Annotated in this window: 12 protein-coding genes and 1 tRNA gene; 7 read left to right on the forward strand and 6 right to left on the reverse strand. The window is 68.4% G+C overall.

Annotated features, from left to right (window positions below):
* Positions 1-195 precede the first annotated feature (195 nt).
* The 3 genes from speA to AC3WQA_RS09650 all read left to right on the forward strand — a co-directional run bounded on the left by speA (position 196) and on the right by AC3WQA_RS09650 (position 5,291).
* Positions 196-2,082, forward strand: a complete 1,887-nt coding sequence (gene speA / locus AC3WQA_RS09640) for an arginine decarboxylase (protein ID WP_492674844.1) — start codon at positions 196-198, stop codon at positions 2,080-2,082.
* 154 nt (positions 2,083-2,236) lie between these two features.
* Positions 2,237-4,414 carry a PA3715 family protein gene (locus tag AC3WQA_RS09645; protein WP_492674845.1) on the forward strand — a complete coding sequence of 726 codons (2,178 nt, stop codon included), beginning with the start codon at positions 2,237-2,239 and terminating at the stop codon, positions 4,412-4,414.
* A gap of 91 nt (positions 4,415-4,505) precedes the next feature.
* The gene (locus AC3WQA_RS09650; RefSeq protein ID WP_492674846.1) at positions 4,506-5,291 is read left to right on the forward strand and encodes a 3-hydroxybutyrate dehydrogenase; all 786 of its coding nucleotides are present in this window, start codon (positions 4,506-4,508) and stop codon (positions 5,289-5,291) included.
* Between the two features lie 96 nt (positions 5,292-5,387).
* Here the strand turns inward: AC3WQA_RS09650 and AC3WQA_RS09655 are convergent, their stop codons facing one another.
* A complete protein-coding gene (locus tag AC3WQA_RS09655; RefSeq protein ID WP_492674847.1) occupies positions 5,388-6,143 on the reverse strand; it encodes an SDR family NAD(P)-dependent oxidoreductase in 756 nt (251 codons plus the stop codon).
* A 273-nt stretch (positions 6,144-6,416) separates the two neighbouring features.
* On the opposite strand from AC3WQA_RS09655, the gene AC3WQA_RS09660 reads away from it, so the two are divergent.
* The 3 genes from AC3WQA_RS09660 (at position 6,417) to AC3WQA_RS09670 (ending at position 9,418) form a co-directional block, all read left to right on the forward strand.
* Complete coding sequence (locus AC3WQA_RS09660) at positions 6,417-8,360, forward strand: M61 family metallopeptidase (RefSeq protein WP_492674848.1); 1,944 nt, start codon at positions 6,417-6,419, stop codon at positions 8,358-8,360.
* Between the two features lie 151 nt (positions 8,361-8,511).
* Positions 8,512-8,588: transfer RNA gene (locus tag AC3WQA_RS09665), tRNA-Arg, on the forward strand.
* A gap of 224 nt (positions 8,589-8,812) precedes the next feature.
* Positions 8,813-9,418, forward strand: a complete 606-nt coding sequence (locus tag AC3WQA_RS09670; protein WP_492674849.1) for a hypothetical protein — start codon at positions 8,813-8,815, stop codon at positions 9,416-9,418.
* A 530-nt stretch (positions 9,419-9,948) separates the two neighbouring features.
* On the opposite strand, the gene AC3WQA_RS09675 is transcribed toward AC3WQA_RS09670, so the two are convergent.
* The 4 genes from AC3WQA_RS09675 to AC3WQA_RS09690 all read right to left on the reverse strand — a co-directional run bounded on the left by AC3WQA_RS09675 (position 9,949) and on the right by AC3WQA_RS09690 (position 16,119).
* Positions 9,949-10,503 carry a hypothetical protein gene (locus AC3WQA_RS09675; RefSeq protein ID WP_492674850.1) on the reverse strand — a complete coding sequence of 185 codons (555 nt, stop codon included), beginning with the start codon at positions 10,501-10,503 and terminating at the stop codon, positions 9,949-9,951.
* Between the two features lie 59 nt (positions 10,504-10,562).
* Positions 10,563-13,469, reverse strand: a complete 2,907-nt coding sequence (locus AC3WQA_RS09680; protein ID WP_492674851.1) for a sensor domain-containing protein — start codon at positions 13,467-13,469, stop codon at positions 10,563-10,565.
* Between the two features lie 94 nt (positions 13,470-13,563).
* Positions 13,564-14,589 carry a LacI family DNA-binding transcriptional regulator gene (locus AC3WQA_RS09685; protein WP_492674852.1) on the reverse strand — a complete coding sequence of 342 codons (1,026 nt, stop codon included), beginning with the start codon at positions 14,587-14,589 and terminating at the stop codon, positions 13,564-13,566.
* A 105-nt stretch (positions 14,590-14,694) separates the two neighbouring features.
* Entirely contained in the window at positions 14,695-16,119 is a 1,425-nt protein-coding gene (locus tag AC3WQA_RS09690; protein WP_492674853.1) for a sugar porter family MFS transporter, read from the reverse strand.
* A gap of 130 nt (positions 16,120-16,249) precedes the next feature.
* Here AC3WQA_RS09690 and AC3WQA_RS09695 point away from each other — a divergent pair, with 130 nt between their 5' ends.
* Positions 16,250-17,911 (forward strand): M28 family metallopeptidase, encoded by a 1,662-nt coding sequence (locus AC3WQA_RS09695; RefSeq protein ID WP_492674854.1) that lies wholly within the window; start codon positions 16,250-16,252, stop codon positions 17,909-17,911.
* A gap of 79 nt (positions 17,912-17,990) precedes the next feature.
* Here the strand turns inward: AC3WQA_RS09695 and AC3WQA_RS09700 are convergent, their stop codons facing one another.
* The gene (locus AC3WQA_RS09700) at positions 17,991-18,851 is read right to left on the reverse strand and encodes a transporter (protein WP_492674855.1); all 861 of its coding nucleotides are present in this window, start codon (positions 18,849-18,851) and stop codon (positions 17,991-17,993) included.
* Between the last annotated feature and the right edge of the window lie 8 nt (positions 18,852-18,859).

Genomic DNA, 18,859 nt, shown 5'->3' on the forward strand with positions numbered 1-18,859 from the left:
AAGACGGAGGGAGGAAACGGTCGGCCATTGTAGCCGAGCCGGGGCGGGCGGGCTGTTACAATGGCGACTCCGGCGTTCGCGTCGGCTGGCGCGAAGGGCCCCGCGGCGTGCGAGGCTTCCGGCCCCGCGCGCTTTTCCACCGTCAAGGCTCGCCGCTGCGACGACATGCATCCCGTTTGCACAAGGAGACGCTTCATGTCGAAGCCCTGGACCGTGGCCGCCGCGCGCCACACCTATGCCGTGCCCCATTGGGGCAATGGCTACGTCGACGTCGACGACGCCGGCGACATCGTCATCCGTCCGCGCCGCACCAACGGCCCGGCACTTTCGCTGCCCGCCATCGTCGAGCGCGCCCGCGCCGAAGGCCTGCGCCTGCCGCTCCTGGTACGCTTCCCCGACATCCTCGCCGACCGCCTCGCGCGCCTGCAGGCCGCGTTCGCCAAAGCCATCGGCGAGTGGCACTACGCGGGCGGCTATACGGCCATCTACCCGATCAAGGTCAACCAGCAGCGCGGCGTGGCCGGCGAGCTGGTCGCTGCCGGCACGCACGGTTTCGGCCTGGAAGCGGGCTCGAAACCCGAACTGATGGCGGTGCTGGCGATGGCGCGGCCCGGTTCCATCGTGATCTGCAACGGCTACAAGGATCGCGAGTACATCCGCCTGGCGCTGATCGGCAAGCAGCTCGGCCTGCGCGTGCACATCGTGATCGAGAAGCTGTCCGAACTGGATCACGTGTTCAGCGAGGCGAAGGCACTGGGCGTGGAGCCGCTGCTTGGCGTGCGCGTGCGCCTCGCCTCCATCGGCGCCGGCAAGTGGCAGAACACCGGCGGTGACAAGGGAAAGTTCGGGCTGTCGCCGAACCAGGTGCTGACCCTGGTCGAGCGGCTCGACGCGGCTGGCCTCAAGCACACGCTGAAGCTGCAGCACTTCCACATGGGCTCGCAGATCTCCAACGTGCGCGACATCGCCGGCGGCATGCGCGAGGCCGCACGCTATTTCGTCGAGCTGACGCGGCTCGGCGTGCCGCTGGAAATCGTCGATGTGGGTGGCGGCCTGGGCGTGGATTACGAAGGCTCGCGCTCGCGCAGCGTCAACTCGATCAACTATTCGATGGAGCAGTACGCCGCCACCATCGTGCAGGCGCTGGCCGAGGCGGTGGCCGCCGAAGGCCTCAAGGCCCCGCATATCCTCACCGAAGCCGGCCGTGCGATGACCGCCCATCACGCCGTGATGGTGGTGAACGTCAGCGAAGTGGAGGCGGTGCCCGACGGCGCCATCCCCGCGCCGCGCGCGGACGAACCCGCCGTGCTGCGCCGCCTGCGCGAGGTGCATGCGGAACTCGACCAGCGCCCTGCGCTGGAGCTGTTCCACGAAGCCCAGCACCACCTGCACGAAGGCCAGACCCTGTACGCGCTGGGCCAGCTGACGCTGGCCGACCGCGCGCGGCTGGACGAGGCCTACTACGCCATCGCCAGCGCCGTGCGTGCGCGCCTCTTGCCCGGCGAGCGCTCGCACCGCGCGGTGCTGGACGAGCTGGACGAGAAGCTGGTGGACAAATACTTCGTCAACTTCTCGGTGTTCGAGTCGGTGCCCGACATCTGGGCCATCGAGCAGATCTTCCCGATCGCGCCGATCGCGCGGCTGCACGAAGAGCCCACGCGGCGCGGCGTGATCGTCGACCTCACCTGCGATTCGGATGGCCGCATCGACCACTACGTCGACGCCGAGGGCGTGGACGTCAGCCTGCCGCTGCACGCGCTCAGGGACGGCGAGAGCTACCGCCTCGGCATCTTCATGGTCGGCGCGTACCAGGAGACGCTGGGCGACATCCACAACCTGTTCGGCGACACCGACGCGGTGAACGTGCGCGTGGATGGCGATGGCTACGTGTTCGCCCACCAGCGAAGAGGCGACACCACCGACCTGATGCTCGACTACGTCGGCTACGACCTCACCGCGCTGCGCGCCAGCTACCGTGAGCGCATCGCCGCCGCCGGCATCGCGGGCAGCGAGGCCGAGGCGCTGTACGCCGCGCTCGACGGCGGGCTCACCGCGTACACCTATCTGGCCGAGGCGGACTGATCCCGGCATTGCCGTCACGGCGGAATCGCCCGGCGGAGATCATGCCCGACGGCCGCGACACCGCGGCCACGAAAACGCCATGCGCGACCCATAGCATTCGCCCATCCCGGCGAATCGCGAAAGGTGCACGATGGCGCAGACACGAACCCGATGGATGCCGGGTTGGCTCGTCCTGGCATGGTCGACGGCGCTGGGCGCCGGTGCGCTCGCCCCCACCGCGTGGGCGGCGGCGCAAGCCCCGGCGCGCATGACCGCCACAACGCCGCCCGATCCGCAGGCGCTGTCCGCGGCGGACTTCGCGGCCATCCTCGCCGAGGCGCGCGGCGTGCCGCGCAACCTGCCGCCCGATGGTCATATCGGATTGCCGGCAACGTGGCACCACCTGACGCCCGCCAGGCTCGCCGCGATGCTGGCGATGCCGCAGTTCGGCGACATCCCGCAGGGCATCCGCCCGGTGCTGATCGATCAGGCCGCCAGCTGGGATCTGTTCGACTACCAGCGCCCGTCCGACGCCGCCGCGCTGTGGGGCCGGTTGCGCTCGGAGAACGTGGAAAATCGCACGGCCTGGGAATTTTTCTCCTACATCCCGGACTCGACCTGGTCGCCGACCTCGCTGGCGATGGCGGCCGTGTTCAAGTGTTTTCCCCGCGCCGCGTGGATGTCCGCCGATCCCGTCGTCTACGCGGTGACCCGCAACGATGCGTGGCAATGGGACATGGGTCGCGGCGCGGCCGACATGCGCGGCTGCCTGCCCGAGATCGCCACCGGTTCGGTGCCCTGGACGCCGTCCCTGGTGGCCCAGGTGACGGCCATCCTGAGCAGGAAGTTTTCGGCCGAGCTGAGCGAAGACGGCTGCACCCGCCACGGGCCGGACAGTTGCCTGGTGATTTTCCAGGCGCTGTACGGGCTCGATCCGGACAACGCCGAACTGCCCGCGCTGCTCCAGAAAATGCAGCCGGCGTTCGACGTCAACATTTCGTGGATGGAATCGGCCCGGCGCGATTCGACCACCGACAAGATGGCCGAAAAGCTCCGCACGCAGCTCATCCAGCGCATGGCCTTCCTCACCGCCAAGCTGCCGGTGGTGATCGACCATCCCGCCGCATTTCCCGCCCGTGAACTCGAACGCTCGCTCGCGCAGGCATTCGAGTCCTCGGCGCGGCTGGCGCAACTGCAAGGACTGAGCTACACGCGCTACAACTACCAGAACGCCTATCGCGACCTCATCAATCCCGTGCACTGGTTGACCGGCAAGCGCGGGCGCGAAGCCGCGCCGGCGTTGCGGGCGCTCGCCAACGCCTACGCGCAAACGCACGGCTGCGCGCTGCCGCCCATCGCGCAGGATCAGCCGATCACGCACGACGGCATGGCAGCGTTCAAGCGCGCCCATGCCATCGCCAACCTTCGGCAGGGCAACGGTTACTGTGGCGAACTTGCCGACCTGGATCTGCCCGGGCTGGTCACGGCCAGCCCGGCGCAGCGGCGCCAACGCATGGCCGAGTTCCGGCCCATCACCAGGCAGCTCGCCAAGGGCGGAGCGTTGCGCGAGGACGCCTTGACCCAGGTCGCGAGTGCCTGCCGCGCCAAGCATCCCGCCGGCGATCCGTTCGGCCTGTGCGCAGAGCTGCGCCAGCGCGACGCGGCCGCGCTGGCCGCAAAACTCGCGGCGATGCCCAAGGTCGATCCGCTGGCGTGCCCCGAAGGCATGCTCGCCGACGTGGAGCAAGCCCTGTCCGTCACACCTGGCGACGACTACGCCGATTGCCGCAAAGACCCGGCCGACACCCGGCACGCGATCATCGCACTGGCCTACCAGGCGACCGATGGCGATGCGCAGGACGACAACGGGGCTGACGATTACGACCTCGATGTCGAGGTGGTCGACATCGTCTCACGCGATATCCTGGCCTATCGACACGAACCCAACGGCATCGAAAGCGACGCCGTCAGCCTGAACCACGTCTGGCTCGACACCGCACGCTACGACCTCGCACCGGGGCGCCGCGCGTTCGGTGTGCGCAGCAGCAACAGCGCGCACTGCTGGCAGTGCGTCTACGACATCACCACGCTCTCGTTGTATCTGCGCGACGGCAAGCAAGTGCGGAAATTGCTGACCACGACCGTGGAGGAAACGTCCAACAGCGAAGGCGCAGGCGGCGACGCAGCGGACACCTCCACCACGTCGAGCGTGCTGTGCATCGGCCATGACCGCCACCACGGGCTGGCCGACATCGTGATGTCCAGCGACGCGTCCTGCAAAAAAATTGACGGCGATTCCCGCCTCTGGCGCTACGACGGCAAGCAGTACGTCGAACAGCTGGCGAAGCATTGAGGCCGGCAGGTCGACAAGTGCCCCCTCGGCCTCATCGCATCATGCTGCCCGCGTCCTACAATGCCCTGGTTTCCTCACGGAGTCCCCGACCATGGGCAGTCTCGACGGCAAGGTGGCGCTGATTACCGGCGCGGCCAGCGGCATCGGCAAGGCCATAGCGCAGTTGTACGCGAAGGAAGGCGCCAGCGTCGCCATCTGCGACATCGACCAGCAAGCGGCGGATGCGACAGCCGCGGCGATCAATGCGGCAGGCGGCCAAGCCATCGGCATCGCCATGGATGTCACCGACGAGGCAGCGGTGGATGCGGGAACGGACAAGGTGGTGGAAGCATTTGGCCGTCTGGACGTCCTCATCTCCAACGCCGGCGTGCAGATCATCAACCCCATCGACCAGTTCAGCTACGCCGACTGGAAGAAGATGCTGGCGATCCATCTGGACGGCGGCTTCCTCACCACCCGCGCCGCGCTGCGTCACATGTACAAAGGCGACCGCGGCGGCACGGTGATCTACATGGGCTCGGTGCACTCGCACGAGGCCTCGAAGCTGAAATCCGCCTACGTCGCCGCCAAGCACGGCCTCCTGGGCCTGGCGCGCACGCTGGCCAAGGAGGGCGCGGCGCACCACGTGCGCTCGCACGTGATCTGCCCCGGCTTCGTGCGCACGCCGCTGGTGGAAAAGCAGATCCCCGAGCAGGCGAAGGAGCTGGGCATCAGCGAGGCCGACGTCATCAAGAACGTGATGCTCAAGGACACCGTGGACGGCGTGTTCACCACGGTGGAAGACATCGCGCAGACCGCGCTGTTCCTGGCCGCCTTCCCCAACGCCGCGCTGACCGGGCAGAGCCTCACGGTCAGCCACGGCTGGCACATGCAATAGCGCGTCACCGAAGCCTTGTGGGGCGGCTTCGGCCGCGACAGGGTTTTCGCCGTGAGCTTTGCATGCCAGCGCGCTCCCGCAGGTGCGGGGGTCGGTTCAGGCGTCGCGATGCACCTGCAGCCCCGCCGCGCTCTGGCTCACCGGCATGATCTCCAGACGCGTGACGTCCAGGTGCGGCGGCAGGTTGGCGATCCACCAGATCGTGTCGGCGATGTCGCCGGCGGTGATCGGGTGGGCGCCGGCGTAGAGCTGATCCGACGCCGCCTGGTCGCCGCCGGTGCGCACCACGGTGAATTCGGTCTGCGCCATGCCCGGTTCGATGGAGGTGACGCGCACGCCGGTGCCGTGCAGATCCACGCGCAGGTTCTGCGAGAACTGGGTGACAAAGGCCTTGGTGCCGCCGTAGACGTTGCCGCCGCGGTATGGGTAGCTGCCCGAGATCGAAGAGATGTTGACGATGGCGCCGCGCCGCTCGATCAGCTTCGGCAGGAGCGCATGCGTCATCGTCGCCAGCGCGGTGACGTTGGTGGCTATCATCTGCCGCCACTGCGCGAGGTCGGCGTGCTGCGCGGTGGCAGTGCCCAGCGCGAGGCCAGCGTTGTTGACCAGCAGGTCGACGTCCTTGAAGGCGTCCGGCAGGCCGTCGACGGCGGCGCGCAGCGCGGCTTCGTCGCGGATGTCGAAGGCGGCCACGTGCAGCTTGTCCGCGCCGTGGCGCTCCACCAGCGCGGCCAGCCGTTCGGCACGCCGGCCACTGGCGATCACCCGCCAGCCACCGGCCACGAAACGTTCCACGGTGGCGGCACCGAAACCGGCGGTGGCGCCGGTGACCCAGGCAGTTTTCGTCGTCATGCGTGCCATTCTAGCAGCCCGCCCCAGCCGCCCGACCGGCGCGCGGCGGCAGCCGGGCCACCACGCGCCACCACCGATGACGCTGGATCATGCCCAGGCCCGATTCGCGGTGGTTGGTGCGGAAGGCATCACCGTGATCGAAAGGCCGGCGCCGACCGGTCACCCATGGCGCCACAAGGACTTCCCACAGCGGCGCCACCGTCTGCCTGCGCCACGCGGCATGACCTCTGGCAGGGGGAGGTGGCAGCGCGGGCGCACTAGCATCGAGCCCTCATGCCCGCGCCACTGGTCGCGCGGTCGTTGCCTGGGAGTACCTGCTTGAAAGCCAGCCGCCTCGCCTCCGCCATCGCCGTCAGCGCGTTTGGCCTCGTCAGCCTCAACGCCCTGGCCGACGTGCCCGCGCCCAAGGATGTGGCCTTTACCGGCACGCTGCAGATCAGCGTGGACGCCACCGACCTCGCCCATCGCGTGTTCCGCGTGCACGAGGTGATCCCCGCCCTGGCCGGCCCGCTGACCCTGCTCTACCCGCAGTGGATTCCCGGCAACCACTCGCCCACCGGCCCGATCGACAAGCTCGCCGGCCTGGTGGCGAAGGCGAACGGCAAGGTGATCCCGTGGACGCGCGACCCGCTCAACGTCTACGCCTTCCACCTCGACGTGCCGCAGGGTGCCAGCCAGGTGGAGCTGGACTTCCAATACCTCTCGCCGCAAAGCACCCGCGAGGGTCGCGTGGTGATGACGCCGGAGATGCTCAACCTGCAATGGAACGCCAACTCGATCTATCCGGCCGGCTACTACAGCCGCCGGATCAAGACCGCGGCCAGCGTGACCTTCCCCGCCGGCTGGCAGTTCGGCAGCGCGCTGGAAGTGGCCTCGAAGGACGGCAACACCGTGCACTTCAAGCCCACCACCTACAACACCCTGGTGGATTCGCCGATCTACGCCGGCCAGTACTTCAAGCGCATCGACCTCGACCCGGGCGCGCAGACGCCGGTGCACATGGACATCGTGGCCGACGCGCCGAAGTACCTCGAAGCCACGCCCGCGCAAATCCAGCCGTTCAAGAACCTCGTGCAGCAGATGTACAAGCTCTACGGCGCGCACCATTACGGCCACTACGACTTCCTCGTCTCGCTCAGCGACAAGATGAGCGGCAACGGCCTGGAGCATCACCAGTCCAGCGAGGACGGCACCGCGGCCGACTTCTTCACCGAGTGGAAGAAGCACGCGCTGAGCCGCGACCTGTTCTCGCACGAGTTCAACCACTCCTGGGACGGCAAGTACCGCCGCGGCGCCGACCTGTGGACGCCCAACTTCAACGTGCCGATGAGCGACACCCTGCTGTGGGTGTACGAGGGCCAGACCCAGTTCTGGGGCCAGGTGATGGCCTCGCGCTCCGGCTTGTGGGATGCCGGCGAGGCGCACGACATGTGGGCCTTCGTGGCCGCCGTGTACGACAAGGGCCGCCCCGGTCTCGCCAGCTGGCGCAACGTGCAGGACACCACCAACGACCCGATCATCGCCCAGCGCGCGCCGCTGCCCTACCGCAACTACCAGGGCAGCGAGGACTACTACTCAGCCGGCCAGCTGATCTGGCTGGACGTGGACGGCAAGCTGCGTGAGCTCAGCCACGGCAAGCAGAGCATCGACGCCTTCGCCAAGGCCTTCTTCGGCATGGACAACGGCAGCTTCGTCACCAACACCTACACCTTTGACGACGTGGTGAAGACGCTCGACGGCATCGCCCCGTTCGACTGGGCCAAGTACCTGCGTGAGCGGCTCGACGGCCATGGCCCGCTCACCGGCGGCATCGCCTCGCACGGCTGGAAACTGGTCTACACCGACCAGCCCAGCGCTGCGGTGAAGGCGTTCGAGGCGCGCCGCCACTTCGCCGACCTCACCTGGTCGCTGGGCGTGGCGGTGGGCAAGGGCGGCCAGATCGCCGACGTGCTGTGGGACGGCCCCGCCTTCAAGGCCGGGCTCGCCCCCAGCATGACCATCGTCGCCGTCAACGGCCACGACTACGACGCCGACGCGCTGAAGGACGCCGTCACCGCCGCCGCCAAGGACAAGCACCAGCCCATCGAACTGCTGGTGAAGAACTTCGACGAGTACAAGACCCTGCGCATCGACTACCACGACGGCCTCAAGTACCCGCACCTCGTGCGCGACACCAGCACACCCGACACGCTCAGCACCCTGCTCAAGGCCCGTTGATCGCGCGTCCGCCCTCTCCCGCGAGCGGGAGAGGGCGGGGGATAGGGGCTCTTGCCCCCGGCCTTGCCCGCATGGGCGATCCCAGCCATCTCCGCTATACTGCCCGTCCGCCGCGAGCCGCAACGTTTCGCGCGCGGCCTCGCAGCATCACGCGCCCGTAGCTCAGCCGGATAGAGTAGTGGCTTCCGAAGCCATTGGTCGGGGGTTCGAATCCCTCCGGGCGCGCCATCTCCTTCGTTGAACTCCACGGTGCCTTGACTCGCATCGAGGTGTTGCCGTCACTCCACACGATGACCGCCTCCGCCAACTGGTTGGCCGACATGGCGTGCGGAGCCGCAGGCAGCGCTCAACGGCAAGTACCTGTTCGCGCCAGACGACGGCTGTCCTCCATCATGCGGCTGGGGCGTGGGGAGCTGGTGCGGCAGCGGTCAAACGCCAAACGCGAAGAGCCCATGCAACAGATACAAAAACCACGTCCCGCACGGCTCGATCAGATGGCTGTGGCAGCATGGAAACGTGGGGAACCCCGCTCTCCGTCCCGGTTTCGCCTGCCTGGTTTGACGCTCCCGAAATACGGCGCAATTCTGCGGCGCGACGATCCATGGAGGATCGAAGGAGAGACAAAGATATTGAAGCGGGCACTGGTGGGGCTGGTGGTATTTGGCGGCGTTCTTCTCTGGCATTTCGGGAGGAACGGCCCGATGCCGACCCTCGCGCAGGAAGCGCAGCTTGCGCCGCCCGCCCAGGCCACTTCGGTCAGCTTCAAGTCGGGCGCCTGGGCCTGCACCTCCGAGGAATTCAAGCGGCAGGTGCTGGATCAGAAATATTATGCAAGCCCGGTGATGATCAAGATCATCGGCGGCGCCCCCGAGTTCTGCCGCGAGATCAATACCAAACACGACTACGCGCTGCTCGTTCCCGCCCCGGGCAACATGGCGTACGCCAGTCCCTGCCCGGATCACAGCTGCGTCGCGTTCAATGCCCGCGTGGCGGTGAATGGCCAGGAAGCCGACTGGGTGCTTTACGCACCGAACAGCTTCATCGCTTCTTCTCGCTGACGCACCCATCAAAAGGCCCGCGCCCCCTCGAACTGATAACGGCACGCGGCGCCAGCGAACGCCCCTTTTCCACCGTGGCACCTGCCGGTATCGGCAACCACCGCTACCCGTGCAGAAGAAGCGGTTGAACTTGCCGGTGGCCATCAAGCGTCCTGATTAGCGACAAGGCTCCGCTGAAAAACCGTTCGCGCCGGGCGTAGCTCGCGACAGCAAGCGTACGCGGGGCGGCGCCATGGATGGCGCTGGCCTTGAGGAACGAGGCATCGAGGGGAAACGTCCTTCGACTCCGCTGCGCTACGCTCAGGACGAACGATTGCTGGGATACGGTTTTCTTGCGTGCTTCGAGCGTGAGGCAACGCCGCGTGCATGGTCGACGATGCCCAGCAGGAAATGCCGCTCGCCGGCCTCGTCCATCTTGCCGGCGCCGTCCAGGCCACAGACCGATCGTCAGGAACGTTTCGCACGGCGGCCGCAGGCAGCCGGCTCCGCAGGACGCGGAGCGGGATACCCAGGGTCATCCACGCCGCACCTCAAGCCACCAGATCCACCCGCTGCAAGGTGCCAGAGCTGTCATCTTCGTGCAGGTAGATGCCGGTGACGCGCACGGCGCCCTGCAGGGTGCTGCCGGCGTCCTTGGGCGCGAACGGCGTGCCGGTGTGATCCAGGGCAATGGCGCCGATGCCCGACTGCGCGAGGCTCTGCGGCAGGCCGACGCCGCTGGCATCGCGGCGCCATGCCAGGAGGTGCGCGTGGATCGGGACGTTCTCGTCGATCCTGCCATTGCCGTCGTTGCCATTGAGGTCGAGCGCGAGGGAGCCGTCGCTGGAGCCGACGAAGGGCACGTGTTCGACCTTGCCGCCGGCGGCGGTGTCGAAGGCGAAACGGGTCTGCCAGTGGCTCGCGGCCAGCCGCGCGGCACTGATCTGCCGTTGCAGGCTGGCGTCGGCGCCGCCGGCTTCCAGCTCGCGGCGACCGTCCTTCGCGGTGGGGTCATCCCACCAGGCGTGCGAGGTTTCCTGCTGGTTTTGCAGGGCGAAGAACGGATGGCTGCTGGCCAGTTGCAGGCTGGCGCTGGCGACGATCATGGCGACCTCGATGCCGCGATCAGCGCGGCGATACGCCATGGCAACGGCAACGGCGCGGACTACTTGAGCCCGCTGGCGGAGGCCTCCGGTGGCGCGTTTCTTGCCGCAGCGAAGTGATGCTCGGCTTCGCTGAGCGGCGCGGCCGCGCCCAGGCTGTTGCCCTGCAGCTCGTCGCAACCCAGGCCGGCGAGGAAGGCGGCTTGCGCTGGTGTTTCTACGCCTTCGGCGGACACCAGCATGCCGAGCTGGTGGCCGAGCTCGATGATGGTCTGCACGATGGCACCATCGCTGGCGTTGCCGGGCAGTTCGCGCACGAAGCTCTGGTCGACCTTGAGCTTGTCGATGGGGAATTGCTTGAGGTAGGCGAGGCTGGAGTAGCCGGTGCCGAAGTCGTCCAGCGACAGCTGCACGCCCAGCGCCTTCAGGCCTTCGAGCGCGCTGCGGATGCGCGCCACGTTTTCCATCAGCGCGCTCTCGGTCATCTCGATGTCGAGCATGGCCGGCGGCACGCGGTGGCGACGCAGCGCCGCGTCCACCTGGGCGACCAGGTGCGGGTGCTGCATCTGCTGCGCGGAGACGTTCACCGCCACGGTGAAACTGCGGTAGCCGCGATCCAGCCATGCGCGGATCTGCTGCGCCGCCTGGGCAAATACCCAGGCGCCGATCTCGGGCATCAGGCCCAGCGCCTCCGCGATGGGGATGAAGTTGGCCGGCATCACCCGCCCCAGCTCGGCGCTGTTCCAGCGCAGCAGCGCCTCGAAGCCGGTCAGCGCCTGATCCAGCGCGTTGTACTGCGGCTGGTAGTACAGCTCCAGCTCGTTGCGGCGCACGGCATCGCGCAGGTGGCTGCCCAGCAGCACGCGCTCCTCCAGCGCCTGCCGCTGGGTCAGGCTGAACACGGTCACGCGGTCGCGGCCGTCGTGCTTGGCCAGGCTCAGCGCCGCCTCGGCGCCGCGCAGCAGGGCGGCCGGCGTGTCGCCATGCTCGGGGGCATGGCTGATGCCGACGCTGGCGGTGAGCAGCAGGCGGTAATCATGCCCCTCAATGGGGTGCGCCACCTCGGCGCGCAGGCGTTCGGCCAGCGCCAGCACGCCCGGCTGGTCGAGCCCGAGCGCGAGCATCGCGTATTTGTCGCCGGCCACGCGGGCGATCGGCCAGGCGGCATCCAGTGCCTGGCGCAGACGGTCGCCCACGCGGTGCAAGGCGTCGTCGCCGATCACGTGGCCTACCGATTCGTTGACCACCTGGAAGCGATCCAGCCCCACCACCAACACCCACACCGACGCGACGCCGGCCTGCAGCAGGTCGGCCAGCGCATGCTCCAGCTGCGCCCGGCGCGGCAGGCCGGTGATGGCGTCGTGGCTGACTTCGTAGAGCAGTTCCTGTTCCGCACGGTGGCGGGCGGTGACGTCGTGCGCCACCGCGTAAAGCAGGCCACCTGGCGCGGCGAACGCGGCCCATTCCAGCAGGTGCTCGCTGCCGTCCTTGGCCACGCAGCGGGTGATCGTTGCCGCCGCGAGCGCCGCATCGCCGTCGGTGTCGTGAAGCGCCTTGCCGCCGGTCAGCGGCAGCAGGAATTCGCGGAAGTTGCGCCCGCGCAGCTCTTCCGCGCTGCAGCCGGTGAGCCGCTGCAGGTAGTCGTTGAACTGCACCAGCCGGCCACTGTCCGGATCGAGGATGCAGAACACCTCCTGCGCCATCTCGAAGAAACGGTTGCGCTCGCGCAGACGGCCGAGCAGACGTTCGCTTTCGATCGCGATGCCGGCAATCGGCAGCATGCGGTCGATGTCGGCCAGCTCGTCCGCACTGGGCTCGCGCGGCATGCGGTAGTACACCGCAAACGTGCCCAGCACCTCGCCATGGCTGCCCTGGATCGGCGTGGACCAGCAGGCACGCAGGCCATGGCCCAGCGCGAGATCCTTGTAGTCGGCCCAGTAAGGGTGGGTGGCGATGTCGGCCACCACCACCCGCTCGAGCCGCCAGGCGGCGGTGCCGCAGGAGCCGCGGCCCGCGCCGATCGCCTGGCCGTGGATGGCGCGGTTGTAGGCCTCCGGCAGGCTGGGCGCGGCGCCATGCAGCACGTGGCTGCCATCGGCGTCGAGCAACAGCAGCGAGCACATGGCGCCCGGGTTCTGCGCTTCGTGCAGCTGGACGATCCGCGCGAGACTTTCCTCCAGCGGCTGCTGCGCGGCGATACCAAGCAGGATTTCATGCTGGCCGGCGAGCAGCTCCTCGTTGCGCTTGCGCGCGGTGATGTCGCGGCACACGCCCTGCAGGCGCAGCACGCGACCGTTCGCGTCGGTTTCGGCAACGCCGCGACTGTACAGTGTGCGCTCCTCGCCATCGGGGCGGATGATGCGCTCCTCGAACTCGAAGCCACCGCCTTCGCGCAAGGCCCGCTGGATGATGGCCTGCACGCGCGCGCTGTCGTCGGGATGCACCCGGGCGAGGTAGGCGTCGAAGGTGACGGCGTGTTCCGCCGGCGGCACGCCGTAGATGCGGAACAATTCGTTGGACCAGTGCACGCGGTCGGCGGCGACGTCCCAGCTCCAGCTGCCCACCATGGCCAGCTGCTGCGCCTGGTTCAGCAGGCGCTGCTGGGTCTGCAGCCGCAGCGCCTCGCGCTTGCGCTCGGTGATGTCCTGGATGCGGACGGTGAGGCCGTCGGGCGCGGGGTAGAGACCGCTCTCGAACCAGCGTCCGTATTGCGCCGACCAGGTTTCCACCGTGCGTGGCTGCTGCGCGGCCATCGCCTGCTCGTAGGCCTCGCGAAACGGCTGCACGGTGGGCTGTGAAAACTCGGTCCAGATGTGCTTGCCGAGCAGGCTCGCCGCGCTGCGGCCGAACAACGCGGCGGCAGCCTCGTTGACGTAGGTGTAGCGCCACTGCGCATCGAGCGCCACGTAGGCCTCGGTGATGCGCCCGAAGGCTCGACTACCCGCCGATTCGAGTTTGCCTGGCTCCATGGAACTCGCTGCTCATCACGCCATGACTCGGGTTCGCAGTATGCCAGCCACCGGCGCCGCCGAAACGTGAAGGCCGTGTCGAATCGATGGCCGTCTAAGCGGCTCCGCTCGAACGCCGCGGCTTGAGCTCGGCCGGCAGCATCACGCTCTCGGCGCGCTCGCCGCGGATCAGCTGCAGCAGATGCTCCACCAGTACCTCGCCGGCACGGCCGGTGTCCTGCCGCACGGTGGTGAGCGCCGGATTGACGAAGCTGGCCATGGGGATGTCGTCGAAGCCGGCCAGCGCCACCCGCTCGGGCACCGGGATGCCGCGCTCGGCCAGCGCGCGCAGGGCACCAATGGCGATCAGGTCGCTGGCGGCGAAGATGCCGTCGAAGGCCACCCCGCCATCGAGCAGCAATTCGGCGGCCTCGTAACCGGCCCGCTCGGTGGTTTCGGCATCGGCCTGCAGGTTCTCGTCCACCACGATGCCGGCCGCGCGCAGCGCCGCCGCGTAACCGCGGTAGCGCTCGTGGAATTCGGGGTAATGCGCCGTGGCATCGCCGAGAAAGGCGATGCGCCGGCAGCCCTGCTCGATCAGGTGTGCGGTGGCCTGGCGGCCGCCATCGAAATTGTCGCAGCCGATGGAGACGCCGGGCTGGCCCGGCAACACCGCGCCCCAGCGCACGAAGCGCGTGCCCTGCGCCACCAGCTTCTCCAGCTTGTCGCGGTGCGACTGGTAGTCGCCGTAGCCGAGCAGGATCAGGCCGTCGGCCTTCTGGCTGCCGGCGAAATCGGCGTGCCAGTCGCGCGAGAACTGCTGGAACGAGATCAGGAGGTCGTAGCCGCGCTGCGCACTGGCGCGGGTGATCGAGCCCAGCATCGACAGGAAGAACGGGTTGATGTGCGAGTCGTCGGCGGTGGGGTCCTCGAACAACAGCAGCGCCAGCGTGCCGGTGTGCTGGCGGCGCAGGTTGGAGGCGTTCTTGTCCACCTTGTAATTGAGCGCCTCGGCGGCCGCCTGGATGCGCCGCCGCGTTTCCTCGCTCACCAGCGGACTGCCGCGCAGCGCGCGCGAGACGGTCGACTGCGACACCCCGGCATGGTGGGCGATATCGAACGATGTGGCCTTTCCCTTCATCGGCGACCCGGCGCGGCATGGCGTGCCCGCATCCTAGCAGGGAAGACACCCCCGGCCTTGACGCGCGACAGCCGGCCGCGCCACACGTGGCGCGGCCGGCGATCTTCAGCCGCGCATCTGTTCCAGCTCCAGGCCGCGCGTCTCGCGCACCGCAACCAGCACGAACACCAGCGAGAGCAGGGCGAAGGCGGCGTACAGGCCGTAGGCGAAACCCAGTCCGTGTTCGGCCAGCGAGAGGAAGCTATCGCTGATCGCGAAGTTGGCCAGCCACTGCGCCGCCGCCGCCACCGCCAGCGCGATGGCACGGATGGTGTTGGGGAACATCTCGCCCAGCAAAACCCACACCACCGGGCCCCAGCTCACGCCGAAGAACACCACGTAGGCGTTGGCCGCCACCAGCGCCACCATGCCCACGTCGTGCGGCAGCGTGAGCGCCGTGCCGCTGCCCGAGGCCTGCGAGAAGCACCAGGCCATCAGCGCCAGGGTAATGGTCATGCCGGCCGAGCCGATCACCAACAAGGGCTTGCGTCCGATCCGGTCCACCAGCGCGATGGCGACCAAGGTCACCAGCACGTTCACGATGGAGGTGACCACGGTGATGCTGAAGGCGTCTGCCTCGCTGAAGCCCACCGAATGCCACAGGGTGGAGGAGTAGTAGAAGATCACGTTGATGCCGACGAACTGCTGGAACACCGACAGCGCGATGCCGATCCACACCACCGGCAGCAGACCCGCGCACTTGCCGCGCAGGTCGGCGAGGCGCGGGCGGTATTCCATGCGCAGGCTGTGCTCGATGTCGGCGAGCTTGGCCTCCAGCGCCTGCTCGTCATCCAGCGCCAGCACCTTGCGCAGCACCACGCGCGCCTCGTCGAGGCGCGCCCGCGCCACCAGATAGCGCGGCGACTCGGGCACGCCCAGCACCAGCGTGCCGTAGACCAGCGCCGGCACCACCGCGACCAGGAACATCCAGCGCCAGGCCTCCAGGCCCAGCCAGAGCTGGTGCCCGGCGCCGCCGGCTGCGCCCGCCAGCCAGGCGTCACTGAGCAGGGCGGCGAAGATGCCCAACACGATGGCGAGCTGCTGCAGCGAACCCAGCCGCCCGCGCACCGCCGCCGGCGACACCTCGGCGATGTAGGCCGGCGCGATCACCGAGGCCATGCCCACGCCGGTGCCGCCGACCAGCCGCCACAGCACCAGATCCCACATGCCGTGCACCAGGCCCGAACCCAGCGCGCCCACCGCCAGCAGCGCCGCCGCCACCTGCATGGTGCGCACGCGGCCATAGCGGTCGGCCAGCATGCCCGCATACCAGGCGCCCAGTGCCGAACCCAGCAGGGCGCAGGACACCGCGAAGCCGGCCTGCCTGACATCCAGCCCGAAACCCGCGCGCACCGCGTCCACCGCGCCATTGATGACCGCCGTATCCACGCCGAACAGGAAGCCGCCCAGCGCCGCCGCCGCCGCAATCAGCACCACCCGCATCGTCACGCGCTCGCCGCCCGCGCCCTTCGCCCCGACCATCGCACCCATCGCGTTCTCCCCGTGGCTGTGTCTGTTCCGATTCTGGCCATACTCGCCGGTCAGCGTCTGCCTGAATACGTATGCAAGCAGGCCGGCAACCGGCTTAGACTCGCACCTTTGCCACCACCGGAGGAAGCCCATGCGTCGCCTCATCCTCTTCGCCCTGCTCACCGCAGGCGCCGCCGCGCCCGCCTTGGCCGGCCAGGCCGCCGCGAACGCGACGTTCTCGCCCGCCATCACGCCCGCCCGCTTCGCCGCGTATGAGAAGGCCATTGCCTCCGACACGATGGAAGGCCGCAAGCCCGGCACCGTGGGCGGGCAACGCGCCACCGCCTACATCGTCGAGCAGTTCAAGCGGCTGGGCCTCAAGCCCGGCAACCACGGCGCCTGGTTCCAGGACGTGCCCTACGTCTCCACCGTGCTGGACAACAAGGACGTGACGCTGGACGTGGCCGAGGGCGGCGGCGTGCAACACTTCGCCAACCGCACGCAGATGCTGGCCGGCACGCTGCAGGCCAAGCCGCAGGTGAACCTGAAGGACTCGGACATCGTCTTCGTCGGCTACGGCATCGATGCGCCGTCGTGGCAGTGGAACGACTACGCCGGGCTGGACGTCAAGGGCAAGACGGTGATCGTGCTGGTCAACGATCCCGGCTACGCCACCGGCGACCCGAAGCTGTTCAAGGGCCGCTCGATGACCTACTACGGCCGCTGGACCTACAAGTATGAAGAGGCCGCGCGCGAAGGCGCCGCCGCCTGCTTCATCGTGCACGACACCGGTGCGGCGGGCTATCCGTGGACGGTGCTGGTGAACTCGGGCGCCGGCCCGCAGCTCAGCCTGCCGGCCAGCGAAGACCCCTCGCCACGCCTGCCGGTGGCCGGCTGGCTCACCACCGACGCCGCGCGCGCGTTGTTCGCCAAGGCCGGGCAGGATTTCGACCAGCTGAAGGCCGCCGCCGCACAACGCGGCTTCAAGCCGGTGCCGCTGGCCGCCAAGGCCTCGCTCGCGCTGGACAGCACCATCACCCACGGCGTCACCCGCAACGTGCTCGGCCTGGTCGAGGGCAGCACGCATCCGGACGAGGCCATCGTCTACAGCGCGCACTGGGATCACTTCGGCCGCGATCCCAAGCTCAAGGGCCACCAGATCTACAACGGTGCGATCGACAACGGCACCGGCATCGCCGGGCTGCTTACCCTCGCCGGCGCCTTCGCGCAGCAACAGCCAAAGCCGCAGCGCTCGGTGCTGTTCGCGGCGGTGACGCTGGAGGAAGCCGGCCTGCTCGGCTCGCAGTATTACGTGGCGCACCCGGTGTTCCCGCTGCAGAAAACCGTGGCCGACATCAACATGGATGCGCTGGACATCATCGGCCCCACGAAGAACATGATCGTGGTCGGCTACGGTCAGTCGCAGCTCGAAGACCTGCTCAAGGGCGCGCTGGCGAAACAGGGCCGCGTAGCCACGCCGGAAACCACCCCGGAGAACGGCTTCTACTTCCGTTCCGACCACTTCAGCTTCGCCAAGGCCGGCGTGCCCGCGCTGGACACGCTGACCGGCAACGACCTGGTGAACGGCGGCACCGTGGTCGGCAATGCAATGCTGGCCGACTACACCGCGCACCGCTACCACACCCCCCGCGACGTGTACGACCCGCACTGGGATTTCCGCGGCGTGGCCGAGGATATAGGCGCGCTCTACACCATCGGTCGCACGCTGGCCGGCAACGACGCCTGGCCGCAGTGGTCGAAGGACAGCGAGTTCCGCGCACCCCGCGAGAAGATGATGGGCGGCAAGCCCTGAGCTGCGCCACGAAGAAAAGCGGCCGGACGATCCGGCCGCTTTTCCCGCACCCATGCGCCGATCACGGCGCCGCCGCGCTTCAGAACGTGTACTTCAGCGTGGCGCCCGCGCCGTAGTCCGGGCTGCCGTTGGCGAAGCCGCCCATCACGTAGGCCTGCAGCCGCCAGCTTTCGCCGAGCTTGTGGTTCCAGTAGCCGGTCAGCTCGCTCTGCGGCCCGCCGCCGACGGCGATGCGCTCGCGGTAGTAGTAGTAGGCGCCGATGCTGTCGCTGCCGCCGAGCTTGTACTGGGCGCCGACGTTCGCATTGAAGCCGTTCTTGAGCTGGATGTACTGCGAGCTGCCGTACTTCATCCAGCCCACGCCACCGAACGCGGTCCAGCCACCGAACACCTTGTAGGTGTCCAGCGAAAGGCCGTAGTCGTTCTTGCCGGTGCCCAAGCCTTTGTCCGCGTCGGCGGTGCCGAACTTGATCTTGCCGGTGAGATCGACGCCGAAGCTCTGGTCGCTGCTGGTGAACAACTGGTAGCCGGCCGAGGCCACCACGTCGCCCAGGCCCGAGGCCGAGCCGCTGCTCACGGTGGCAACGGTGCCACCGGTACCGCCGCCGCACGCGTGGAGCACGCCGCCGACCGCGTGGCCGAGGCCACGGCAGAGCGGGTTGTTGTTGTTCACCCGGCCCACGCCAGGGATCACGTTGCCGGGACCGCTGACATTGACGTACGGCACCACCAGCTTGAAGGTCCAGTCGTTGGCCTGGTACTCCGCCGTGAACGGCACCGACCAGATTTCGGTGGTGGCGTCGGTACCGTACTTGCCGCTGCTGTAGTCGGCGCCGGCGGAGAGGCTGAACTGGCCGTTGTCGGTGGTGGCGGCATGGGCCGTCGGCGCGCCGATCAGCAGCAGGCCGCCGACCGCCATCCAGTAATGTTGGTTACGCATGAAAGGTC

It is taken from the genome of Rhodanobacter sp. FW106-PBR-R2A-2-24, from assembly GCF_058789615.1.